Raw genomic sequence first — 24,675 nt, 5'->3', positions numbered from 1 at the left:
ACCAATTTACCACAAGGTCGATGAAACGGCAGTCAAACGCCTATGATATTCACATTTAAATCATTATTGGTACAGGACGGCACAATGCGTAAATCAGGCAACTCGCCAGTAACTTTCTCCAAAAACGATGTAGAAATTATTGCACGAGAAACGCTATATCGCGGTTTTTTTTCGCTGGATCTTTATCGCTTCCGCCACCGCTTGTTCAACGGTGAAATGAGCCAGGAAGTGCGTAGAGAAATTTTTGAGCGCGGTCATGCGGCGGTCTTGCTACCCTTTGACCCTGAGCGGGACGAAGTAGTGCTGGTCGAACAGGTGCGCATCGCGGCGTATGACACCAGTGAAACGCCGTGGCTACTGGAAATGGTGGCAGGGATGATCGAAGAGGGTGAAAGCGTTGACGATGTGGCCCGCCGTGAAGCGATGGAAGAGGCTGGCATCGAGGTGAAACGGACGAAACCGGTACTCAGTTTTCTGGCAAGCCCCGGTGGCACCAGTGAGCGCTCGTCAATTATAGTGGGTGAAGTGGACGCCACGACCGCAAACGGGATTCACGGTCTGGCTGATGAAAACGAAGACATTCGGGTTCATGTGGTAAGCCGGGAACAGGCCTACCGTTGGGTTGAAGAGGGGAAAATTGATAACGCGTCTGCGGTCATCGCCCTGCAATGGCTGCAACTGCACTATAAAGAGTTAATAAACGAGTGGAAAAAATGAAGCGCTATACACCTGACTTCCCTGAAATGATGCGTCTTTGCGAAACGAACTTTTCGCAGCTGCGACGCCTGCTGCCGCGCAATGATGCGCCTGGCGAAACGGTAAGTTACCAGGTGGGCAACGCACAATATCGGTTAACGATTGTTGAATCGACCCGATACACCACGCTGGTGAGCATCGAGCAGACGGCACCGACCATCACTTACTGGAGCCTGCCGTCACTGACAGTGCGGCTTTACCATGACGCCATGGTCGCCGAAGTGTGTTCAAGTCAGCAGATCTTTCGCTTCAAAGCACGGTATGATTATCCAAATAAAAAGTTGCATCAACGCGACGAAAAGCATCAAATTAATCAGTTTCTGGCCGACTGGCTGCGATACTGTTTAGCACATGGAGCGATGGCGATTCCGGTTTACTAGCGTCGTGAAACCTAAGGACACCATTTGGAAAGCCTGTTAAACCTTTCTCTGGCTGGTGAGGCCAGGGTCAGGATCTTACAAATTACTGATACTCACCTGTTTGCCGAAAAGCACGAAACGCTGTTGGGCGTAAACACCTGGGAAAGCTACCAGGCCGTGTTGGATGCCATCCATGCCGACAGGCAGGAATACGATCTGATTGTGGCAACAGGTGATTTAGCTCAGGATCAAACCGCTGCGGCCTATCAGCATTTTGCAGAAGGCATCGCAAGCTTTCGCGCGCCTTGCGTTTGGTTGCCCGGTAACCATGACTTTCAGCCCGCGATGTACAGCGCGTTACAAGAGGCGGGGATCTCCCCGGCAAAGTGCGTCATGATTGGCGACCAGTGGCAAATCCTGCTGCTGGACAGTCAGGTTTTTGGCGTGCCTCATGGCGAACTGAGTGAATTTCAGCTCGAGTGGCTGGAGCGCAAACTGGCTGAGGCTCCTGAGCGCCACACTCTGCTGCTTCTGCATCATCATCCATTGCCTGCGGGATGCAGTTGGCTGGATCAACACAGCCTGCGTAACGCGGCAGAACTGGACAACGTGCTGGTGAATTACCCGCGCGTGAAGTATCTGCTGTGTGGGCATATTCATCAGGAACTGGATCTCGACTGGAATGGCCGCCGTCTGCTGGCGACGCCTTCTACCTGCGTCCAGTTTAAACCTCATTGTGCGAACTTTACCCTTGATAACATCGCTCCGGGCTGGCGTACGCTGGAGCTCTTTGCCGACGGTACGTTGAAAACGGACGTCTGTCGTTTGCAGGGTGCTGAGTTCCGACCTGATACCGCTTCTGAAGGCTACTGATGTCTACGCTTCTTTATCTGCACGGCTTCAATAGCTCGCCCCGTTCCGCGAAGGCCTGCCTGCTGAAAAACTGGCTGCGTGAACAGTATCCCCATGTTGAGATGATTGTGCCTCAGTTGCCGCCGTATCCGGCTGATGCCGCAGAGATGCTGGAATCTATCGTGCTGGAGCACGGCGGTGAGGCATTGGGCGTGGTGGGATCGTCGTTAGGCGGTTATTACGCCACCTGGCTATCGCAGTGTTTTATGTTGCCCGCGGTTGTCGTCAACCCGGCGGTCCGGCCATTTGAACTGTTGATCGACTACCTCGGTCAGAACGAGAACCCCTACACGGGGCAGCAATATGTGCTAGAGTCACGCCATATTTACGATCTTAAAGTCATGCAGATCGACCCGCTGGAAGCGTCGGATTTAATCTGGCTGCTGCAACAGACGGGAGATGAAGTGCTGGACTACCGCCAGGCAGTGGCGTATTACGCCTCTTGCCGCCAGACTGTTATTGAAGGTGGAAACCATGCATTCACGGGCTTCGAAGATTATTTCAACCCGATTGTCGATTTCCTTGGACTGCACAGTTGCTGACAATCATTTCGAATTGCTATTAAAACCATGACGCAAACTTATAACGCTGATGCCATTGAGGTACTCACTGGGCTTGAGCCGGTACGCCGTCGCCCAGGGATGTATACCGATACGACCCGCCCCAACCATCTTGGGCAGGAAGTGATTGATAACAGTGTGGATGAAGCACTGGCGGGCCACGCGAAACGCGTGGATGTGATTTTACATGCCGATCAATCTCTGGAAGTTATCGATGACGGTCGCGGCATGCCCGTGGACATTCATCCGGAAGAGGGCGTTCCGGCCGTTGAACTGATCCTCTGTCGGCTACACGCAGGTGGAAAGTTTTCGAACAAGAACTACCAGTTCTCCGGCGGCCTGCACGGCGTAGGGATCTCCGTGGTTAACGCCCTGTCGAAGCGCGTGGAAGTGAACGTGCGTCGTGATGGCCAGGTGTATAACATTGCGTTTGAGAACGGTGATAAGGTTCAGGATTTGCAGGTCGTTGGCACTTGCGGTAAGCGCAATACCGGCACCAGCGTCCACTTCTGGCCTGACGAAACCTTTTTCGACAGTCCGCGCTTTTCCGTCTCTCGCTTAACGCACGTACTGAAAGCCAAAGCCGTGCTGTGCCCTGGCGTTGAAATCACCTTTAAAGATGAAGTCAATAACAGCGAACAGCGCTGGTGCTATCAGGATGGTCTGAACGACTATCTGGGCGAAGCGGTAAACGGCCTGCCTACGCTGCCGGAAAAACCGTTTATCGGCAATTTTTCCGGTGACACGGAAACGGTCGACTGGGCGCTGCTGTGGCTGCCGGAAGGCGGCGAACTGTTGACCGAAAGCTACGTGAACCTGATCCCGACCATGCAGGGCGGGACGCACGTGAACGGTCTGCGTCAGGGGTTGCTCGATGCGATGCGTGAGTTCTGCGAATACCGCAACATTCTGCCGCGCGGCGTGAAGCTTTCGGCAGAAGATATCTGGGATCGCTGCGCCTACGTGCTGTCGGTGAAAATGCAGGATCCGCAGTTTGCCGGACAGACCAAAGAGCGTCTGTCGTCACGTCAGTGTGCGGCATTTGTTTCCGGCGTGGTGAAAGATGCCTTCAGTCTGTGGCTGAACCAGAACGTCCAGTCAGCCGAACTGCTGGCGGAGATGGTTATTTCCAGCGCCCAGCGTCGACTGCGCGCGGCGAAGAAAGTGGTGCGTAAAAAACTGACCAGCGGTCCGGCACTGCCGGGGAAACTGGCGGACTGCACCGCGCAGGATCTGAATCGTACCGAACTGTTCCTGGTGGAAGGGGACTCGGCGGGCGGTTCCGCCAAGCAGGCGCGCGATCGTGAATATCAGGCGATTATGCCGCTTAAGGGTAAGATCCTGAACACCTGGGAAGTCTCTTCTGATGAAGTGCTGGCCTCGCAGGAAGTACACGATATTTCTGTCGCGATCGGTATCGATCCGGACAGCGACGATCTGAGCCAATTACGTTACGGCAAGATCTGTATCCTGGCGGATGCGGACTCCGATGGGCTGCACATCGCCACGCTGCTCTGCGCGCTGTTTGTGCGGCATTTCCGTACGCTGGTGAAACACGGACATGTCTATGTCGCGCTGCCGCCGTTGTACCGTATCGACCTCGGCAAAGAGGTCTATTACGCGCTGACGGAAGAAGAAAAAGCGGGCGTACTGGAGCAGTTAAAGCGCAAGAAAGGCAAGCCGAACGTACAGCGCTTTAAAGGGCTGGGTGAAATGAACCCGATGCAGTTGCGCGAAACCACGCTGGATCCCAACACCCGTCGTCTGGTTCAGCTCATCATTGATGATGAGGACGATCAGCGCACCAACGCCATGATGGATATGCTGTTGGCGAAGAAACGCTCCGAAGACCGTCGTAACTGGTTGCAGGAAAAAGGCGACCTTGCGGATCTTGACGGCTAATGGTGTTGTTGTGCCGGGTGGCGTCATTCGCGCGCCCTCCGGCACTGTCATTTATGCCGTTTACGGTACTGCAACGGCGTTTCACCGATTCCCTTGCCAAACGCGCTGATAAAGTACGTCACCTCTGAAAATCCTACCTTTTTCGCAATCTCCCGCACGCTTGCTTCACTGTGAAGTAGCGCTTCGCAGGCTTTTCTCAAACGTAATGTATTGAGATAGTCGAGAATGCTTTCCCCGGTCTCAACATGGAAGCGCCGCGACACGTAGCTTTTCGATTTTCCCAGTTCATCTGCCAGCACGCTCAGGCTGAATTTGTGCGTGTAATTTTCATCGAGCCAGAACATCACCTGGCTGGCGATGCCGGTGGCGATTTCCTGCATACTGCACTTATCTTCAGGTAACAGGCTGAATAAGCTTAATAACAGGCAGGCAACGTGCTCGGTGTTGAGCGGCTTCAACGCCGCTATTTTCTCGTAACGACTAAAGAGGAAATCGATGTGTGCATGGATCTCACTAGCGTCGATCACCCAGGCTTCACCGCCGCGAATCGTCAGGTTTTGCAGGCGTTGCTGATTGAGCGGGAAATCACGCAGCACCTTCAATACCGCATGCGGGTCGAGATGAATAATGGTGCGTCGGTAGCTATTCTGCGCCTGCTCATCAACCATGATTTTGTGCAGGGTAAACGGTGGGAAAAAGAACATCCGCCCTGGCCGCATGGTGTACTGCTTATGATCGACCGTGACCACGCCGAAACCTTCTTCTACGTACAGCATTTCCAGACATTGATGCCAGTGGTGGTAGCGGACCGTGTTGGCAAACAGGCGACTAAACGACGCGATAGCATCGTTTAGGGTGATAAGCTCCAGACGTTCTGAATACAGCGGTGCGTTCATGCTCATAGTGCAACAGAATTAAATTTTTACCAGGCTGATTACCTTTATAAACTCTATTTTTAAATTTTCTCAATCACTGTTTCAAAAGAATGTGTCGGGTGTGATTGAGGTAACATTTCTGCCAATGCGCGATTCACTATGCTTTAGCCACTTTATTCAGAGGGGCAGAGTATGTGGTCGGCAACTGAAGAAAAATCAAATCCATTGTCATCCCGTGAAGAGGTTACGCGTGCGGTTAACCTCATTTTGGGGGCGCTGGATAAGCAGTTTCCCGCAGGGCAGGCCCAGTTTTCACTGGGCGATACCTGTGCGCATTACAGTGCGGATATTGCCTGTATGGAAGGGCTTTCGAGAGCGCTGTGGGGGCTCTTCCCGCTGATGGCAGGAGGTGCTGAGGCCCCGTTTGCCGACAAGTACATTCAGGCGATCAGGCTGGGTACCGATCCGCAGAGTCCACACTACTGGGGCGACACCGGGCCTTACGATCAGCGTCTGGTGGAGATGGCGGCGTATGGGCTGGGTCTGGCGCTACTACAGACCCGGTTAACGGCGGCGTTCAGCCCGTCGGAACAAGAAAACCTGTATCGCTGGCTGAATCAGATAACCGATGCGCAGATGCCGGACAGCAACTGGAACTACTTTGCCATCATCGTTCAGCTCGGTTTTAAACGTGCCGGACTGCCGTTCGATCAGACGGCTATCGATCGTCGCTTTGCGCTGATGGAGGCCTACTATCTGGGTGACGGCTGGTATTCCGATGGTCCCGGACGACCCCAGGATTACTACATCTCGATGGCCTTCCATTTTTATGGCTTGCTGTATGCCACGCTGAATCCGGAAGATACCGCTCGCGCCGCCACGTTGCGCGAACGTGCCCGGCGGTTTGCCGAAGACTTTATCTATATGTCGGCGGCCGACGGGGCTTCGGTGCCGTTCGGCCGCAGCCTGACCTATCGATTTGCGATGGTCGCGTTCTGGAGTGCGGTGGCGTTTGCTGAGCTGGATGTACTCACGCCGGGCGTCATTAAAGGGGTGATCCTGCGACATTTACGCTGGTGGCAGCAACGGCCTATTTTTGATCGTGACGGGATCCTGACGTTAGGCTTCGCTTACCCGAATCTGGCGATGTGCGAGGACTACAATTCGCCCGGCTCTCCTTACTGGGCGCTGAAGGTCTTTCTGATCCTCGCGCTGCCGGAAAATCACCCGTTCTGGCTGGCAGAGGAGCAACCCCTGCCACCACTGGCGCAAACGCGCGCGATCCCGCACGCTGGACAAATTCTTCAGCACAGTGAGCATTCCGGGCTTGTCACAATGCTGACATCCGGCCAGCTGGAGCTGAATAACTACGTTAATACCGAGGCGAAATACACGAAGTTTGCCTATTCCAGCCGTTTTGGTTTCACCATTGAGCGCGGGCGTTTTGGTATCAAGCATGCGGCGTGCGATTCCATGCTGCTGTTGGCCGACGGCGATAACTACTTCCGGGGTCGCCGCGACTGCGACGAAGTCCGCGTCGATGAGCGCTTCATTTTCTCGCGCTGGTCGCCCTGGCATGACGTGACGATAGAGACCTGGCTGGTGCCGTTCGGTGAATGGCACATCCGTTTGCACCGCATCAACAGCGCGCGGGTACTGCAAACGGTGGAAGGGGGCTTTGCGGTGATGAAAGCGGAGCACCAGTTGAACGGGCGTGGATGTGTGATTGCCGCCAGCAACGGCAGCAGCACGATTGTGGATCTGTCGCCGGTGATGTCGCGCAGTCCGGGCAGCATCATCACGCCGCCAAACAGCAGCATTATGTTTGCCGAATGTGCCGCGATCCCGGTGCTCTCAACAGAGATTGCGCCCGGAGAAAGCTGGCTCTGCTGTGCGGTCAGTGCATCCGGGCAACACAAAGAATACGCCGCCATTCCGCAATTGCACATTAATACTCACCGGGTCGTGATTCGCGAACCTGAATCTGCACGCCAGTTGTCGTTCTCTTTATAGCGAGGGTGGTATGAATATACGTTCACCGGGTTACAGAACGGAATACTATAAAATCAGCAGTTTTATCTTTCTCTATTTCTTTACCTGGTCGGCAAGCATCGGTTTGTTAGCGATTTGGCTGGGGCAGAAAGCACAGCTTAGCGGTACGGTAATAGGCACTGTCTTTGCCGTGAATGGTATTTTCTCGGTTATCCTGAAACCTATTTACGGCTATATTCTCGATAAAATTGGGATGAGTAAATATCTGCTCTATTTTGTCGTGGGCATGTCGGCATTAATGGCACCCTTCTTTATTTATGTTTACCAGCCATTATTACTTTCTCAAACTTTGTTGGGGATTATTGTTGGCGCGATTTACCTGAGTTTTGCCTGGTATGCCGGCGTGGCGGCCTGTGAATCGTATTCCGATCGCTACAGCCGCCTTAACGGTATGGAATTTGGGCAGATTCGGATGTGGGGTTCACTCGGTTGGGCGGTGGCATCATCGTTCTCGGGACTGCTGTTTAACCTTTCTCCGGCTTATAACTTCATTATGGGCAGCGTGACGTCGGTGGTGATGCTGATGGTTCTGCTGAGTCTGAAGGTGAACGTCAATGCCGCCAATGCCGCTGATGTGCTGACCAAAGAGAAAATCGTCCCGGCAGATGTCTACGCTCTGTTGCGAAACCGTAAGTTCTGGGCATTCTGCCTGTATGTGGCGGGCGTCGCGTGGATGATGTTTATCGCCGAGCAGCAGTTCTCCCGCTACTTTGTGACTTTCTTCTCTGACATCCACGAAGGCAATGCGGTCTTTGGCTATCTGGGCACCGTGCAGTCGGGTATGGAATTCGTCATGTACATGGTGATCCCTTTATTTGTTAATGCTATCGGTGCCAAACGCGGACTGCTGATTGTCGGCGCACTGGTAGGCGCGCGACTGGTGATTTCCGGTCTCTGCGATTCTCACCTGTTAATTTCTGTGCTTAAACCGTTATATGGTCTGGAGATCTGTTTATTACTGGTCTCGGTCTTTAAATATATCGCAGAGCATTTTGATAAACGGGTCAATGCAACCATGTATTTACTGGGATATCAGGCGATGCTGTATGTCGGCAATGTGGTGGTCTCTTCACCTGCCGGATTAATGTATGACCGTATTGGTTTTGAGAAAACCTACATCATCATGGGGATTATCGCCCTGGTCTTTACGCTTATTTCGGCATTTACCTTATCGGCATGCCAGAGTAAACGAAAAAATAATACTGCCCTTGATATCGCTGAAAATAACGCGACAAGATAATTTACGTCATAAGGAACCGAAATATGTTAAATCATATCGTTGAGGAACGCCTGCGCGCTTTTCCTGGTTGGCCGATCGATGCCGGGGCATTTCAGGATGAAATGCGCAGCGCGCGTGAACATGTCCTCGAACTGATTCGTCGTCATTTAACGGAATTCGGTGACCACTTTCCTGCCGAAACCTGTGTGAAGGGATATTACCCATTAACGGATAATGTCGAGTGGACGACCAGTTTCTGGACCGGGCAGCTATGGCTGGCCTGGGAGATGAGCGGTGAAGCGGTGTTCCGGGACATGGCGGAAAAGCACGTCCGCTCTTTTGGTCTGCGAATTGCAGGACGTCACGACACCAACACCCACGACCTGGGCTTCCTGTACACCCTTTCCTGCGTGGCGGCCTGGCGCCTGACGGGAAATCGCGATGCGCGCGGGTTTTCGCTGCTGGCAGCAGAAGCGCTGCTGGAACGTTTTCACGAGAAAGCGCAGATCATTCAGGCGTGGGGCGATCTGAGCGACCCGGAACAGGCCGGGCGAATGATCATTGACTGCAACATGAATTTGCCCCTGTTGTACTGGGCGAGCGAGCAGACTGGCGATCCGCGGTTTGCGGACGCGGCGAAGGCGCACGTCTCCCAGGCGCAGACGTATTTAATTCGTGAAGACGCGTCCACCTTCCATACCTACTACATGGATGTGCACAGCGGTGCGCCGCGCTACGGAAACACACAACAAGGCTATGCCGATGACTCGTGCTGGTCGCGCGGTCAGGCGTGGGGTATTTATGGTTTCCTGTTGAGCTATATCTACACCGGCGACCCGCAGAAGGTGGCGCTGTCGAAAAAACTGGCCAACTACTTCCTCAATCGCCTGCCGGAAGACGCCGTCTGCCATTGGGATCTGGCGCTGGTCGGAACCGATGCGCTGCGTGATTCCTCCTCGGCGGCCATTGCGGTCTGCGGCCTGCTGGAATTGATTAAACATCTACCCGTTACCGACCCGGATCGCGAACGTTACCAGCAGTGGGCGATGGCGATCATGTCGTCGCTGACGAAACACTATTTGATGGCGAAAGAGGAAAAGGGTAACGGTTTGCTGAAACACTCGGTGTATCACCTCTCAAGCAATAAAGGGGTGGATGAGTGTGCCAGTTGGGGAGATTACTTCTACGTGGAGGCGCTGGTGCGATTTACCCAGTGCTGGAAGCTGTACTGGTAAGCGTGAATTTCACTGTCGATCAAAAGGGTAAGCCACGGGAGCTTACCCTTTTGCCATTATGATATCTGATTGATCTTGCCAGAGAGGTCTATTAGGCTCAACCGAGGCGAGAACGCGGATTTAGGATAAGGCAACAACCGGGGATGGACGCCAAAAATACATAATAAGGAAACAGGATGAACAACACACATCTGTCTAAGAGCGTCGACGCCCTTAAACCCTCCGCTATCAGGGAATTACTCAAACATAGCAAAATGCCAGGCCTGATCTCGCTAGGCGGCGGCATTCCCAGCCCGGAACTGTTTGATAAAACAGGGCTGGAAATGGCCACACGCAACATGATGGAAAGCCAGTTTCTGAATGCGTTCCAGTACGGCCTGAGCGAAGGTTATCCGCCGCTGCGGGAAGCGATCGCTCAGTTGTGCCAGAAACGCGGCATTCAGGCTACATCTGAAGCGATTCTGGTGACCAATGGTTCACAGCAGTCGCTGGATATTCTGGCGAGAACGCTGATCAATCCGGGCGATAAAGTGGTGCTCGAACGCCCGACGTATCTTGCCGCATTGCAGGTTCTGCAACTGTCACAGGCGGATATGCTGTCTGTTGGCACCGATAAAGACGGCATGATCGTGGACGAGCTGGAAGTGTTGTTACAGAGCAACACGATCAAGTTCGTGTATATCGTGCCGACGTTCGGTAACCCCGGCGGCGTGGTTCTGAGTGATTCCCGTCGTCAGAAGTTGGTTCAACTGGCGAAACAGCATGACTTTGCCATCATCGAGGACGATCCCTACGGCGAAATCAATTTCACCAATGAGACCTATAAAACGTTGTTCCAGCATGCCCAGGAGAGCGGGTGCTCTGAGCAGGTGATTTATACCTCGACCTTTTCCAAGATTCTGGCCCCTGGCCTGCGCGTGGGTTGGGTGGTGCTGCCGGAATGGATCAGACAAAAAGCGACCATTGTTAAACAGGCAACCGATCTGCATACCAGTGCGCATTCGCAGGCGATGGCGGCCAGCTATTTGACGTTAGGCCGTCTGGAAGATCAAATCCAGATCATTCGTCAGGCGTATCGTGAGAAGTGCAATGTGCTGGCGGATGCGATTCGCAGCGAACTGGGTGAGCATATCTCATTCCATATGCCGCAGGGGGGGATGTTCCTGTGGGGGACGTTCCGTTACGATTTCGATACCACGGCGTGGCTTTCCCGTACTTTGCAGGAAAAAGTGGTGTTCGTGCCGGGAGAGTTTTTCTTCTGCAATAATCCGGATAAACGTACGCTACGTATGTCTTTTGCTACGCCAACGGCGGATGAACTGGAAGAAGCGGTGCGGAGACTGAAAAAAGCGCTGCCCTGAGGCCGCTTTTGCCGGGTCTGACATTGATGGCGGACCCGGCACAACGCGGTATGTTTAAATACCGGATTCCAGAATACGAATATTCATATCCAGCACGTCGCCCTTAACGGCTTCGCTGTAGGCTTTCATGTGCGGGGTTTGCAGGTGCGCTTCAAGATGCGCGATGCTTTCCCACTGCTCAATCATGATGATTGAGTCAGGCGCCGTGGTCTGGAAACTCACGTTTGCCGCATGATCAACCATCGGCGCGTAGCCGTGGCAGCCCTCTTCCTTCAGTACGACAGGAACGATTTTCGCAAACTGATCCAGAACGGCCTGACGGTGATGTTGTCCCGGACGGGTACGGATTTCAGCAATAACTGTAAGCATGGTTAACTCCTTCTAATTCCAGGTTACTAGTTAACCAAAAATCGCCTGCAGATGCTCGCGATATTCTGCAACATAACGTGGTACATCCGGCATTTTAATGACGTCATTGGTAATAAAGGTCGGCAGCGCTTCCATTCCAAGGAATTGATTCGCCTTATGGAATGGCAGATAAACGCCATCGACGCCCACGCCGTGGAAGAACTGATCTTTATCGGTGAAGGCTTCCATCGGCGCGTTCCAGGTCAGGGAGAGCATGTATTTTTTCCCCTGAATCAGACCGCCGGAACCGTATTTTTTCGAGTCATCTGAGCGAGTACGACCATCGCTGGCATACAGCGTGCCGTGACCTTCGGTGAACACGTCATCAATGTATTTTTTCACAGTCCACGGCGCACCCATCCACCAACCCGGCATCTGCCAGATAACCACGTCAGCCCAGACGAAGTTCTGCACTTCTTCTTTCACGTCGTAATCGCTGTCAGCACGGACGATTTTGACGCTATGCCCGAGGTCACGCAGGGTGCCGTCAGCGACTTCCGTCAACGTGTCATTCAGTTGACCGTTGGAGTGCGCGAATTTTTTTGCGCCATTGATAATCAGGACGTTGCTCATTTTTTAGCCTCTCGGGAATGCGTTTGAAGCTAATTTTACGTCAACAGGCGATTCGGTGAAATTAGCAAAATGTGCAAAGTCTTTTGCGTTCGGCGCAATAATTGACGATCACCACCGTACTGTCGCGGTAAAACCACCGTCTGGCGCATTGCCAAACGACACCGTCATTCCGTGCAGGGCGGCAATGCGGCGGACAATCGACAGGCCCAGGCCGCTGCCGGTAGCGTGTTGGCCCGGCGGGCGATAAAAGCGCTCGCCAATATGGGGCAGGACTTCCGCAGTGACGCCGGGGCCGTTATCTCTGACGGTAAACTGTCTGGCGTCAAGCGTAACATCAACCACGCTGCCTTTCGGGCTGTAGCGGATGGCGTTATCCAGCAGATTTCGCACCAGCAGACTGAGCAGCAGCGGTTGTCCGGTACGCGTCACATTGGAAGCATTGATCTGCAAACGCACATCAATATGCGCCTGCTGCGCGGGTTGCCAGATGTCCATCACCGCGGACTGAAGGAGCTCTTCAAGAGAAAGCGTGGCGACATCCTGCAGGTTATCCAGCGAGTCGAGACGAGAAAGCGTCAGGAGTTGGTCGACCAGACGCGTGGCGCGATCGATACCCGTATGGAGTTGCATCAGGGCTTTCTGCCGCGCCAGCGGATCGTCATCAGAAAGTTGCGCCACCTCCGTCTGGACTTTCAGCGCCGTTAACGGACTGCGCAGTTCGTGAGCGGCATCTGACGTAAAGCGTCGCTCGCGCACCATCATGTTATGGGTGCGGGTAAAAAGCTGGTTGAGCGATTCGACCAGCGGGCGCACCTCACTCGGAACGCCATGTGAACTGAGCGGTTCGCTGGATTGCGGATCGCGCAGTCGCAACGCCTGTGCCAGCTTTTTCAGCGGCATGAGCTCCCGATGCAACAACATAATCAGCATCAACAGCATCAGCGGCAGGGCGATAAGCCAGGGGACCAGTTGCGCCGTCACAATCTCCAGCGCCATATCTTCACGATATTCCCACTCCTGGCCGACCACGATACGGTACTTACCATCGACGGAGGTCAGCCAGATAAAACGCCATTTGTCGTCATCGCCGTTGAGTTGGCCGTCATCAAACCCTTCCCGACGGTAGCTATAGGGGATGTTCTGACCATTGTCGCCATCGTGCAGCACCATCTTGCCGTCCGTGGTATAGACGGCAAAGGTCAGCACGTCATCATCAACGTGGCCGTGCTTGAATTTCTTCGGGGTATGCGCCATCCGTTCGGTGGCGTGCAGTTCGTTGATATCAAGCGTAATCAGGCGCTTGGCGAAGAGCATCAACTGAGTATCAAACAGTTCATCGACGTTATCGGTCGTCTTCTTCCAGGCGACAAAACTCGATGCCGCCCAGGTAATGGCTGCCAGAATCAGAAAGATGAGGGTAAGCCTGACGCGCAGGCTGAGTTGCCGGGTCACGATGATGCCTCACCAAGCGTATAGCCAATACCGTGAACGGTGCGAATAAAATTGCTGCCCAGTTTGCGCCGCAGATGGTGAACATGCACTTCAACGGCATTGCTGGTGACCTCTTCGTCCCAGTTATACAGCTTCTCTTCGATGAGCTTGCGCGGCAACACGCGCCCGGCATTGCGCATCAGCAACTCCAGCAGCGCGAACTCTTTTGGCTTGAGTATGAGCGGCTCACCCGCCAGCGTCGCGACCCGATCGCCGGGCGTTAAGGTCACCAGCCCGTGGCGCAGTTCGCTGCTGGCCTGACCGCTGGCACGGCGCATCAGCGCATCCAGCCTGGCAGCGACCTCAATCAGCGCAAAGGGCTTACACAGATAATCATCTGCCCCGAGGCGAAGTCCTTCCACACGCTCGGCCAGTGCGTCGCGTGCGGTGAGGATCAGCACCGGTTCGCGCTTTCCCTGTTCACGCCAGTCGCGCAGAATATCGCGTCCGTCCATCCCCGGTAGCGTGAGGTCGAGGATCACCGCATCATAAGGTGCGCTGTAGAGCGCTTCTTTTCCCTGACGACCTTCCGTAAACCAGTCGACGCTAAAGCCCATTTTACTCAACCCGGTTTTAATGCCGTCGCCAATTAACGCATCATCTTCAATCAGTAAAATTCGCATCGTTTCATCCTTGCGCCCGTCGCCATAACGGCAAGTAAACCGCGATGTCGCACGCGATGTACAGCAAAAATGAGACTTTTTTTTGCCTTAAGAACTCGTTAAGGATTAGCCTGTTTAATGGATATCAAGTGACATCAAAGGGAGAAATGATCATGAAAAAACTGGCTACAATTGTTGCCGTTATGGCGCTCTGCTCTGCACCGGTTTTGGCAGCGCAGCAGGGTGGTTTTTCTGGCCCGTCCGCGACACAAACGCAGAGCGGCGGCTTCCAGGGACCAAACGGCAGTAGCACGACGGTAGAAAGTGCGAAATCCTTGCGTGATGACACCTGGGTGACGCTGCGTGGCAACATCGTTGAACGCATTTCCGATGACCTCTATCTGTTTAAAGACGCGACAGGCACCATCAATGTCGATATCGACCACAAACGCTGGAACGGCGTGACGGTCACCCCGCAGGATACCGTTGAAATTCAGGGTGAAGTGGACAAAGACTGGAATTCCGTTGAAATTGACGTGAAGCAAATCAGTAAAGTCAGCAAATAATCCCCGTCAGGGCCGCGTTCGCGGCCCTTTTCTTTGTGACTCAACGCGTCAGATAAGGTAGTATCTGCGGCAATATTGCCTGAAAAGATACCGGGTATCTGGCGGGCTTACAGTTGAGGAATCACGATTAATGAGCGATATGGCAGAGCGCCTTGCGCTGCATGAATTCACGGAAAACGCCTATCTGAATTACTCCATGTACGTCATCATGGACAGGGCGTTGCCGTTTATTGGTGATGGTCTGAAACCCGTTCAGCGCCGCATCGTCTATGCGATGTCAGAGCTGGGGTTGAACGCCAGCGCTAAATTTAAAAAATCCGCCCGTACCGTTGGCGACGTGTTGGGTAAATACCACCCACACGGGGACAGCGCCTGCTATGAGGCCATGGTGCTGATGGCGCAGCCGTTCTCTTACCGTTATCCGCTGGTCGATGGTCAGGGGAACTGGGGGGCGCCTGACGATCCGAAGTCCTTCGCCGCGATGCGTTATACCGAATCCCGCCTGTCAAAATACGCTGAGCTGCTGCTGAGCGAACTCGGACAGGGAACCGCTGACTGGGTGCCAAACTTCGACGGGACGATGCAGGAGCCGAAAATGCTGCCCGCGCGTCTGCCGAATATCCTGCTTAACGGCACAACCGGTATCGCGGTCGGTATGGCGACGGATATTCCGCCGCACAACCTGCGCGAAGTAGCAAAAGCTGCGATCACCCTGATTGAACAGCCGAAAACGACGCTGGACGAGCTGCTGGATATTGTCCACGGCCCGGACTACCCGACTGAAGCGGAAATCATTACCCCACGCGCTGAAATTCGTAAGATTTATGAGAATGGACGCGGCTCCGTGCGCATGCGCGCGGTGTGGAAGAAAGAAGACGGCGCGGTGGTGATTACTGCGCTGCCGCACCAGGTTTCCGGCGCGCGCGTGCTGGAGCAAATCGCGGCCCAGATGCGCAATAAAAAGCTGCCGATGGTTGACGATCTGCGCGATGAGTCAGACCACGAAAACCCGACTCGTCTGGTGGTGGTGCCGCGTTCCAACCGCGTGGACATGGAGCAGGTGATGAACCACCTGTTTGCCACCACCGATCTGGAAAAGAGCTACCGCATTAACCTCAATATGATCGGTCTTGACGGGCGTCCGGCGGTGAAAAACCTGCTGGAGATCCTCACCGAATGGCTGGCGTTCCGTCGTGATACCGTGCGTCGCCGCCTGAACTATCGTCTGGAGAAAGTCCTCAAACGCCTGCATATCCTGGAAGGTTTGCTGGTGGCGTTTCTCAATATCGACGAAGTTATTGAGATCATCCGTACGGAAGATGAGCCCAGGCCAGCGCTGATGTCGCGTTTTGGTATTACCGAAACGCAGGCCGAAGCAATCCTCGAACTGAAATTGCGTCATCTCGCCAAACTGGAAGAGATGAAGATTCGCGGTGAACAGGATGAGCTGGCGAAAGAGCGCGATCAGTTGCAGGCGATTCTCGCCTCTGAACGCAAAATGAATACCCTGCTGAAGAAAGAGCTACAGGCGGATGCCGACGCCTATGGTGACGATCGTCGCTCACCGCTGCGCGAGCGCGAAGAAGCGAAAGCGATGAGCGAACACGACATGCTGCCGTCTGAGCCGGTGACGATCGTGCTGTCGCAGATGGGCTGGGTGCGTAGCGCCAAAGGTCACGACATCGACGCGCAGGGGCTGAACTACAAAGCGGGCGACAGCTTTAAAGCGGCAGTGAAAGGCAAGAGCAACCAGCCGGTGGTGTTTATCGATACCACCGGGCGCAGTTACGCCATTGACCCGATTACGCTGCCGTCGGCGCGCGGTCAGGGCGAGCCGTTGACCGGTAAACTGACGCTACCGCCGGGCGCGACCGTTGAGCATATGCTGATGGAAGGCGATGAGCAGAAACTGCTGATGGCATCAAATGCGGGTTACGGTTTCGTCTGTACGTTCAACGATCTGGTGGCGCGTAACCGTGCCGGTAAGACGCTCATTACGCTTCCGGAAAATGCCCGCGTTATGCCGCCGGTGGTGATTGAAGATGAAACGGACATGCTGCTGGCGATTACCCAGGCTGGACGTATGCTGATGTTCCCGGTCAGCGATCTGCCGCAGTTGTCGAAAGGTAAAGGGAACAAGATAATCAACATTCCGTCCGCAGAAGCGGCGCGGGGTGATGACGCGCTGGCGCTGCTCTATGTGCTGCCGCCGCAAAGCACGCTGACCATTCACGTCGGGAAACGCAAAATTAAGCTGCGTCCTGAAGAGTTGCAGAAAGTGGCCGGCGAACGTGGTCGTCGCGGGACGTTGATGCGTGGTTTGCAGCGCATCGATCACATTGAGATTGATTCGCCGCGTCGTGCCGGCAGTGGTGACAGCGAAGAGTAATTTGCGTGAAATGCCGGATGGCGGCTTTGCCTTCTCCGGCCTACGCAGATGCCCCTTGTGGATCGGATAAAACGTGTGCGTCGTTATCCTGTCCACAAGGGACGTGCCATTCGTTCCTGCCGGATTACAGTAAAATTTCCCGTAAAACCGTTGTTTATTCGTGAGTCGCGATTAACAATACAGTTTTCCAGAGAGCCACATTAACAATACCCTAACCTGATAGCAGGTGACGTAGAATCCCGGGCTCTTAGGCCTTCAGAGGTTGTTATGCTATTTATTTTTCGACTTATTATTACCGTTATCTATTCCATTCTGGTTTGTGTTTTCGGTTCTCTTTACTGCTTACTCAGCCCGCGTAACCCAAAACACGTCGCGACTTTCGGGCACATGTTTGGTCGTCTGTCGCCGGTGTTCGGCCTGAAAGTTGAGTGCCGTAAACCCGCGGATGCGGAAAGCTACGGTAACGCTATCTACATCGCTAACCATCAGAATAACTACGATATGGTGACCGCCGCGAATATCGTGCAGCCGCCAACCGTGACCGTTGGGAAGAAAAGCCTGCTGTGGATCCCATTTTTTGGTCAACTGTACTGGCTGACGGGAAACCTGTTGATCGATCGTAATAACCGTGCGAAAGCGCACGGCACGATTGCCGAAGTGGTGAACCATTTTAAAAAGCGTCGTATCTCCATCTGGATGTTCCCGGAAGGCACTCGCAGCCGGGGCCGTGGTCTGCTGCCGTTTAAAACCGGGGCTTTTCATGCCGCGATTGCTGCTGGCGTCCCGATTATTCCGGTGTGCGTTTCCAATACCTCGAATAAAATTAACCTGAATCGCCTGAAGAATGGTCTGGTGATTGTGGAAATGCTGCCGCCGGTGGATACCAGTCAGTATGGTAAAGATCAGGTTCGTGAACTGGCCGCGCACTGCCGCTCGTTGATGGAACAAAAGATTGCTGAACTTGATCAAGAAGTCGCCGAGCGCGAAGCCGCCGGGAAAGTTTGATTCAGCGATAAATGCTTACTCATTCGCGCTGCAAGCTAACGCACATGCAGCCTGGAGTATGACGAGTTTTTGCAGGAAACGAGTTCCTGCCCGTAATTTAGCCAGTTTTACATGGAGCTTATATGTCATTCAGTCGGCGTCAGTTCATTCAGGCATCGGGGATCGCGCTGTGTGCCGGTGCTGTTCCGCTGAGGGCCAATGCTGCCGGTCAGCAACAGCCGCTGCCCGTTCCGCCGCTACTGGAATCCCGCCGGGGCCAGCCGCTGTTTATGACGCTGCAGCGTTCGCACTGGTCATTTACCCAGGGCACGCGTGCGCCGGTCTGGGGCATTAACGGGCGTTACCTCGGACCGACGATCCGCGTCTGGAAAGGGGATGACGTTAAGCTTATCTACAGTAACCGTCTGGCGGAAAATGTCTCTATGACTATCGCCGGTTTGCAGGTTCCGGGTCCGCTGATGGGCGGTCCGGCTCGCATGATGTCGCCAAACGCAGACTGGGCACCCGTGCTGCCCATCCGTCAGAACGCCGCCACGCTGTGGTATCACGCTAATACGCCGAACCGTACCGCTCAGCAGGTTTACAACGGCCTGGCCGGGATGTGGCTGGTCGAAGATGAGGTGAGTAAATCGCTGCCGATCCCGAATCATTACGGCGTCGATGACTTCCCTATCATTATTCAGGACAAGCGACTGGATAACTTTGGCACGCCGGAGTACAGCGAACCCGGCAGCGGTGGTTTTGTCGGTGATACGCTGTTGGTCAACGGGGTGCAAAGTCCTTATGTCGAGGTATCCCGCGGCTGGGTGCGCCTGCGCCTGCTGAATGCCTCTAACTCCCGGCGTTACCAGCTGCAAATGAGCGACGGTCGCGCGCTGCATGTCATCTCAGGCGATCAGGGCTTTTTGCCCGCGCCGGTGTCGGTAAAACAGCTGTCGCTGGCGCCCGGCGAGCGCCGCGAAATTCTGGTCGACATGACCAATGGCGATGAAGTGTCGATTACCTGTGGTGAAGCGGCGAGCATCGTTGACCGGATCCGCGGTTTCTTTGAACCGTCGAGCATTCTGGTTTCCACGCTGGTGTTAACGCTGCGCCCAACCGGCCTGCTGCCGTTGGTGACCGACAGCCTGCCGATGCGTCTGCTGCCGACCGAGATCATGAGCGGTACGCCGATTCGTAGTCGCGATATCAGTCTGGGCGACGATCCGGGCATCAACGGCCAGTTATGGGACGTCAACCGCATTGATATCACCGCGCAGCAGGGCTCCTGGGAACGCTGGACGGTGCGTGCCGATATGCCGCAGTCGTTTCACATCGAAGGGGTGTCGTTCCTCGTGCGTAACGTCAACGGCGCGATGCCGTTCCCGGAAGACAGGGGCTGGAAAGATACCGTCTGGGTGGATGGGCAGGTAGAGCTGCTGGTCTGGTACGGACAACCGTCCTGGGCGCATTTCCCGTTCTACTTCAACAGCCAGACGCTGGAAATGGCGGACCGCGGTTCTATTGGGCAGATTCTGGTGAATCCAGCGGCGTAATCCTCCTCTCTCTCGCTGATACGCGAGAGAGATTATCCTTCGATTTCTCTTTCGTTCCGGCATATAATCGCCGGCCTTTGATTATTTTTTTACCATTTTTGGAAGCACTATGAGCGCAATATCCCTGATCCAGCCAGACAGAGATCTCTTCTCCTGGCCTCAGTACTGGGCGGCCTGTTTTGGTCCCGCTCCTTTTTTGCCGATGTCACGCGACGAAATGGATCAACTTGGCTGGGATAGCTGCGACATTATTTTGGTTACCGGTGACGCCTATGTCGATCACCCGAGTTTCGGTATGGCGATTTGCGGTCGTATGCTGGAATCGCAGGGCTTCCGCGTTGGCATCATTGCGCAGCCGGACTGGAACAGCAAAGACGATTTCATGCGTCTGGGCAAACCGAACCTGTTCTTCGGCGTAACCGCTGGCAATATGGACTCGATGATCAACCGCTACACTGCCGATCGCCGCCTGCGCCATGACGATGCTTATACCCCGGATAACGTAGCGGGCAAGCGCCCGGATCGTGCCACGCTGGTTTATACCCAGCGCTGCAAAGAGGCGTGGAAAGATGTGCCGGTGATCCTTGGCGGCATTGAAGCGAGCCTGCGCCGTACCGCGCATTATGATTACTGGTCCGATACCGTGCGCCGTTCCGTGCTGGTGGATTCCAAAGCCGACATGCTGATGTTCGGCAATGGTGAGCGTCCGCTGGTGGAAGTGGCGCACCGTCTGGCGATGGGCGAAACCATAAGCCAGATCCGCGACGTGCGTAACACCGCGATTATGGTGAAAGACGCGCTGCCAGGCTGGAGCGGCGTCGATTCTACGCGTCTGGATACGCCGGGGAAAATCGACCCGATTCCGCATCCGTATGGCGAAGATTTGCCGTGCGCCGACAACAAACCGGTCGCGCCGAAAAAGCAGGAAGCGAAAGCCGTTACCGTGCAGCCTGCGCGTCCGAAGCCGTGGGAAAAGACCTACGTTCTGCTACCGTCCTTTGAAAAAGTGAAGGGCGACAAAGTGCTGTATGCGCACGCCTCGCGGATCCTGCACCATGAAACCAACCCTGGCTGTGCGCGTGCGCTGATGCAAAAGCATGGCGATCGCTACATCTGGATCAACCCGCCGGCGATCCCGCTGTCAACCGAAGAGATGGACAGCGTCTTTGCCCTGCCGTATAAGCGCGTGCCGCACCCGGCATATGGCAACAGCCGCATTCCGGCCTATGAGATGATTCGCTTCTCTGTCAACATTATGCGCGGCTGCTTTGGCGGGTGCTCGTTCTGTTCGATCACCGAGCATGAAGGGCGCATTATTCAGAGCCGCTCTGAAGATTCGATCATTAATGAGATCGAAGCGATCCGCGATACCGTCCCGGGCTTCACCGGCGTGATCTCCGATCTCGGTGGTCCGACGGCCAACATGTACATGCTGCGCTGCAAGTCGCCGCGTGCGGAACAGACCTGCCGTCGCCTGTCGTGCGTCTATCCGGATATCTGTCCGCATATGGATACCAATCACGAGCCGACGATCAACCTTTATCGCCGTGCGCGCGACCTGAAAGGCATCAAGAAGATCCTGATCGCTTCCGGTGTGCGTTACGACATCGCGGTCGAAGACCCGCGCTATATCAAAGAACTGGCGAGTCATCACGTCGGGGGGTATCTGAAGATTGCGCCTGAGCATACCGAAGAAGGGCCGCTGTCGAAGATGATGAAGCCGGGCATGGGCAGCTATGACCGCTTTAAGGAACTGTTCGATCTCTACTCGAAGCAGGCAGGGAAAGAGCAGTATCTGATCCCGTATTTCATCTCCGCGCACCCGGGGACGCGTGACGAAGATATGGTGAATCTGGCGCTATGGCTGAAGAAACATCGCTTCCGTCTCGATCAGGTGCAGAACTTCTATCCGTCGCCGCTGGCAAACTCGACCACCATGTATTACACCGGCAAAAACCCGCTGGGTAAAATTGGCTATAAGAGTGAAGATGTGGTGGTGCCGAAGGGCGATAAGCAGCGTCGTTTGCATAAAGCGCTGCTGCGTTACCACGATCCGGCAAACTGGCCAACGATCCGTCAGGCGCTGGAAGAGATGGGTAAAAAGCATCTGATTGGCGGACGCCGCGAGTGCCTGGTGCCTGCACCAACGCTGGAAGAGATGCGCGAAGCGCGTCGCCAGAACCGTAATACCCGTCCAGCGCTGACCAAGCACACGCCGGTAGCGCATCAGCGTCAGACGCCGGCCGCCAACAAAAAGCGGGCAAAAGTCGCCGGGCGATAATGCGATTGCCCGGTAACGTCAAACTTACCGGGTCGGTTACACCGTTTGATAAATGTGGCTGCTGATGCAGCCATTTTTTCATCTGTAGCGGGCAAACAGTATCTGAATCAGGAGACGGAGATGAAAGCAGGGATGATGGCAGGGGTGATGGCAATCGCTCTGCTGCAAAGCGGTTGCGTGGTACATCACCAGATACAGCCTGAAGTGGCAGGACAGCTTGTCGATAGTACCGGCAAACCGGTACAGGGGGCGCAACTGACCCTGGTGAGCAGTGGGGAGTCCGTTCAGACACGCTCTGATGGTGATGGACGTTTTACCTTCCCGGCTGCCTATAAATGGACCTTCTTTGTGCCAATAGGCCCGGTGGACTGGTATTTTCGCTCTGCACTACACATGAGTGCGAATGGCAAGGACTATGAAACCGATCTGGGCGGCGCTTTTGGCGGGCCGCACGCGCTTGAGGGCAGAAAGTTCAACGTGACGTGTACGTTGCCGGACAAACCCGGCGAGGTGTCATGCCTGTAGCGAACAACATGAAAGCCCGACGCTAAGCCGGGCCTGAAAGAAGGGAATCAACCGCCGAACTGATCCGGGTCGGGACCCAGGCGTTTGCCCTGATCGAGTTTCGCAATCTCGCCCAGTTCGTCTTTGTCGAGACGGAAATCCCAGACGTCGAAGTTCTCGGCGATACGCGACGGCGTGACGGATTTCGGGATAACCACCAGACCGTTATCCAGATGCCAGCGGATGACTATCTGCGCCGGGGTTTTACCGTATTTATCCGCCAGGGAACGAATGATTTTTTGATCGAAAACGCCTTCGCCACCCTGCGCCAGCGGGCTCCAGGATTCCGTCTGGATTTTATGCGTCGCATTCCACGCGTGCAGCTGACGCTGTTGCATTAGCGGATGCAGTTCTATCTGGTTAATCACCGGCGTGACGCCCGTTTCGTCAATCAGTCGCTGGAGGTGGTTGACCTGAAAGTTACACACGCCGATGCTCTTAATCAGCCCCTCTTTTTGCAGCTCGATCATGCCCTGCCAGGCGGCAACATAGTGATCGATTGCCGGAACCGGCCAGTGCATCAGATACAGATCGAGATAATCGAGCTGGAGTTTTTCCAGACTCTCCATCAACGCTTCGCGGGGGCGTTTCTGATCGTCATTCCACAGCTTGCTGGTGATGAATAACTCATCGCGGGGGAGACCTGCGCTGGCTAACGCTTTGCCGACGCCGTCTTCATTTTTGTATGCGGCGGCGGTGTCTATGGACCGATAGCCGACGTCCAGTGCTTTATGAATGGCGGAGACGACCTCGTCGTTACCGGCTTTCCATACGCCTAACCCCAGTTGGGGCATTACGTTGCCATCCTGAAGCTTAATTACGGTTTGGTTTGCCATTTTTCCTCCTTCATGTGCTCATCACCGGAGGGGCGCTCCGGTGATGTAGGGTGACTTAAGTCTGGACGAAATGCCCAAAAACGAAAGCCAGAGGTGAAAAAAGCTTAGCGGGCTGCCTCGTAAATGCGGCGGCTGACATCCAGGGTTATGTCTTTATGTTCACCCAGTTGCGTCATGCCGTGTTCTTCCAGTTTCGCCAGCAGGGCCGGGATAGAACTGCCGTCAAGGCCGTAGCCTGACAGGCGAGTCGGAACGCCCAGTTGCTCGAAGAAATTACGGGTGGCTGCAATTGCTGCATCAATACGCTCATCGTCAGAACCGTCGGTGATGTTCCATACGCGCTCAGCATATTGCAGCAGTTTGCCACGTTTGGTATCGCGTTTTTCATTCCACAATGCAGGCAGAACCACCGCCAGCGTCTGGGCGTGATCCAGACCGTGCATCGCCGTCAGTTCGTGGCCCAGCATATGGGTTGCCCAATCCTGCGGCACACCCGCGCCAATCAGGCCGTTCAGCGCCTGAGTCGCTGCCCACATCACGTTCGCGCGAACATCGTAGTTTTCCGGATCTTTCAGCGCTTTCGGACCGTCTTCGATCAGGGTCAGCAGAATGCCTTCCGCGAAGCGATCCTGAATTTTTGCATCAACCGGATACGTAACGTACTGCTCAACGGTATGCACAAATGCATCAACCACGCCGTTGGCCACCTGACGCGGCGGCAGGGTGTAGGTGTAAACCGGATCCAGTACCGCAAAGACCGGCTGCACATGTGCGGAATGGAAGGCCTGCTTGTCGCCCGTGGTTTTACGCGAGATGACCGCGCCTTTATTGGACTCAGAACCGGTTGCCGGCAGCGTTAACACGGACCCCATCGGGATTGCGCTTTTGATGTCGCTACCGCTGGTCTGCAGGATGTGCCACGGGTCAACGCCATCCGCATAGTGAGCGGCAGCGGCGATAAATTTCGTGCCATCAAGGACCGAACCACCGCCGACGGCCAGCAGGAAGGTTACGTTCTCTTCACGGGCGATTTTTACGGCGTTCATCAGTGTTTCATACGACGGGTTGGTAATGACTCCAACTTATTGATAGTGTTTTATGTTCAGATAATGCCCGATGACTTTGTCATGCAGCTCCACCGATTTTGAGAACGACAGCGACTTCCGTCCCAGCCGTGCCAGGTGCTGCCTCAGA

22 protein-coding genes and 1 pseudogene are annotated in these 24,675 nt (G+C 54.7%); 15 read left to right on the top strand and 8 right to left on the bottom strand.

Annotated elements, in window-relative coordinates; all coding sequences use genetic code 11:
• Positions 1–84 precede the first annotated feature (84 nt).
• From nudF to parE, 5 genes are read left to right on the top strand one after another with little or no spacing between them, the layout of a single operon-like run.
• A complete protein-coding gene (nudF, locus tag QQZ17_RS10175) occupies positions 85–717 on the top strand; it encodes an ADP-ribose diphosphatase (protein WP_046496890.1) in 633 nt (210 codons plus the stop codon).
• A complete protein-coding gene (locus tag QQZ17_RS10170; protein ID WP_152406053.1) occupies positions 714–1,136 on the top strand; it encodes a DUF1249 family protein in 423 nt (140 codons plus the stop codon). The genes nudF and QQZ17_RS10170 overlap by 4 nt, the downstream gene beginning before the upstream one ends.
• A gap of 24 nt (positions 1,137–1,160) precedes the next feature.
• Positions 1,161–1,988 carry a 3',5'-cyclic-AMP phosphodiesterase gene (cpdA, locus tag QQZ17_RS10165; protein WP_152406052.1) on the top strand — a complete coding sequence of 276 codons (828 nt, stop codon included), beginning with the start codon at positions 1,161–1,163 and terminating at the stop codon, positions 1,986–1,988.
• Complete coding sequence (gene yqiA, locus QQZ17_RS10160; protein ID WP_042324257.1) at positions 1,988–2,569, top strand: esterase YqiA; 582 nt, start codon at positions 1,988–1,990, stop codon at positions 2,567–2,569. Before cpdA ends, yqiA begins: the two co-directional genes overlap by 1 nt.
• A 27-nt stretch (positions 2,570–2,596) precedes the next feature.
• Complete coding sequence (gene parE, locus QQZ17_RS10155; RefSeq protein WP_152406051.1) at positions 2,597–4,489, top strand: DNA topoisomerase IV subunit B; 1,893 nt, start codon at positions 2,597–2,599, stop codon at positions 4,487–4,489.
• Between the two features lie 47 nt (positions 4,490–4,536).
• Here parE and QQZ17_RS10150 read toward each other — a convergent pair whose 3' ends face one another.
• The gene (locus tag QQZ17_RS10150; RefSeq protein WP_371306115.1) at positions 4,537–5,385 is read right to left on the bottom strand and encodes a helix-turn-helix transcriptional regulator; all 849 of its coding nucleotides are present in this window, start codon (positions 5,383–5,385) and stop codon (positions 4,537–4,539) included.
• A 171-nt stretch (positions 5,386–5,556) separates the two neighbouring features.
• Here QQZ17_RS10150 and QQZ17_RS10145 point away from each other — a divergent pair, with 171 nt between their 5' ends.
• The 4 genes from QQZ17_RS10145 to QQZ17_RS10130 all read left to right on the top strand — a co-directional run bounded on the left by QQZ17_RS10145 (position 5,557) and on the right by QQZ17_RS10130 (position 11,231).
• Positions 5,557–7,377, top strand: coding sequence for a DUF2264 domain-containing protein (locus tag QQZ17_RS10145; protein WP_152406049.1), 1,821 nt, complete (start codon positions 5,557–5,559; stop codon positions 7,375–7,377).
• Between the two features lie 10 nt (positions 7,378–7,387).
• Entirely contained in the window at positions 7,388–8,656 is a 1,269-nt protein-coding gene (locus tag QQZ17_RS10140) for an oligosaccharide MFS transporter (RefSeq protein WP_152406048.1), read from the top strand.
• Between the two features lie 23 nt (positions 8,657–8,679).
• Positions 8,680–9,870, top strand: coding sequence for a glycoside hydrolase family 88 protein (locus tag QQZ17_RS10135; RefSeq protein WP_152406047.1), 1,191 nt, complete (start codon positions 8,680–8,682; stop codon positions 9,868–9,870).
• Between the two features lie 176 nt (positions 9,871–10,046).
• Positions 10,047–11,231: an aminotransferase-like domain-containing protein gene (locus tag QQZ17_RS10130; protein ID WP_152406046.1), complete on the top strand. Its 1,185-nt coding sequence runs from the start codon at positions 10,047–10,049 to the stop codon at positions 11,229–11,231.
• A gap of 54 nt (positions 11,232–11,285) precedes the next feature.
• On the opposite strand, the gene QQZ17_RS10125 is transcribed toward QQZ17_RS10130, so the two are convergent.
• The 4 genes from QQZ17_RS10125 to qseB form a co-directional block, all read right to left on the bottom strand.
• A complete protein-coding gene (locus QQZ17_RS10125; RefSeq protein ID WP_046496927.1) occupies positions 11,286–11,600 on the bottom strand; it encodes a putative quinol monooxygenase in 315 nt (104 codons plus the stop codon).
• Between the two features lie 30 nt (positions 11,601–11,630).
• Positions 11,631–12,212, bottom strand: a complete 582-nt coding sequence (locus tag QQZ17_RS10120; protein WP_152406045.1) for an NAD(P)H-dependent oxidoreductase — start codon at positions 12,210–12,212, stop codon at positions 11,631–11,633.
• A gap of 108 nt (positions 12,213–12,320) precedes the next feature.
• Entirely contained in the window at positions 12,321–13,670 is a 1,350-nt protein-coding gene (qseC, locus tag QQZ17_RS10115; protein ID WP_152406044.1) for a quorum sensing histidine kinase QseC, read from the bottom strand.
• Entirely contained in the window at positions 13,661–14,326 is a 666-nt protein-coding gene (gene qseB, locus QQZ17_RS10110) for a quorum sensing response regulator transcription factor QseB (RefSeq protein ID WP_152406043.1), read from the bottom strand. Before qseB ends, qseC begins: the two co-directional genes overlap by 10 nt.
• Before the next feature lie 152 nt (positions 14,327–14,478).
• Here qseB and QQZ17_RS10105 point away from each other — a divergent pair, with 152 nt between their 5' ends.
• From QQZ17_RS10105 to QQZ17_RS10080, 6 genes are all read left to right on the top strand, one after another.
• Entirely contained in the window at positions 14,479–14,871 is a 393-nt protein-coding gene (locus QQZ17_RS10105; RefSeq protein ID WP_152406042.1) for a YgiW/YdeI family stress tolerance OB fold protein, read from the top strand.
• 130 nt (positions 14,872–15,001) lie between these two features.
• Positions 15,002–17,260 (top strand): DNA topoisomerase IV subunit A, encoded by a 2,259-nt coding sequence (parC, locus tag QQZ17_RS10100; protein WP_152406041.1) that lies wholly within the window; start codon positions 15,002–15,004, stop codon positions 17,258–17,260.
• Between the two features lie 267 nt (positions 17,261–17,527).
• Positions 17,528–18,265, top strand: a complete 738-nt coding sequence (gene plsC / locus QQZ17_RS10095) for a 1-acylglycerol-3-phosphate O-acyltransferase (protein WP_042324229.1) — start codon at positions 17,528–17,530, stop codon at positions 18,263–18,265.
• 122 nt (positions 18,266–18,387) lie between these two features.
• Positions 18,388–19,800, top strand: coding sequence for a cell division protein FtsP (gene ftsP / locus QQZ17_RS10090; protein WP_152406040.1), 1,413 nt, complete (start codon positions 18,388–18,390; stop codon positions 19,798–19,800).
• 109 nt (positions 19,801–19,909) lie between these two features.
• The gene (locus QQZ17_RS10085) at positions 19,910–22,081 is read left to right on the top strand and encodes a YgiQ family radical SAM protein (RefSeq protein ID WP_152406039.1); all 2,172 of its coding nucleotides are present in this window, start codon (positions 19,910–19,912) and stop codon (positions 22,079–22,081) included.
• A 120-nt stretch (positions 22,082–22,201) separates the two neighbouring features.
• Positions 22,202–22,606, top strand: coding sequence for a carboxypeptidase-like regulatory domain-containing protein (locus tag QQZ17_RS10080; RefSeq protein WP_152406038.1), 405 nt, complete (start codon positions 22,202–22,204; stop codon positions 22,604–22,606).
• A 47-nt stretch (positions 22,607–22,653) separates the two neighbouring features.
• On the opposite strand, the gene dkgA is transcribed toward QQZ17_RS10080, so the two are convergent.
• The 3 genes and pseudogenes from dkgA to QQZ17_RS10065 form a co-directional block, all read right to left on the bottom strand.
• Positions 22,654–23,481: a 2,5-didehydrogluconate reductase DkgA gene (dkgA, locus tag QQZ17_RS10075; protein WP_152406037.1), complete on the bottom strand. Its 828-nt coding sequence runs from the start codon at positions 23,479–23,481 to the stop codon at positions 22,654–22,656.
• A gap of 104 nt (positions 23,482–23,585) precedes the next feature.
• A pseudogene (gene yqhD / locus QQZ17_RS10070) lies at positions 23,586–24,560 on the bottom strand (alcohol dehydrogenase); the annotation flags it as partial.
• A gap of 3 nt (positions 24,561–24,563) precedes the next feature.
• The coding region (locus QQZ17_RS10065; protein WP_001691633.1) for an IS1 family transposase at positions 24,564–24,675 on the bottom strand (112 nt) is incomplete at its 5' end.

This window comes from Citrobacter sp. T1.2D-1 (assembly GCF_950098555.1).
Taxonomy (GTDB): domain Bacteria; phylum Pseudomonadota; class Gammaproteobacteria; order Enterobacterales; family Enterobacteriaceae; genus Citrobacter_A; species Citrobacter_A telavivensis.
This window is presented reverse-complemented; position numbering and strand designations above follow the sequence as displayed.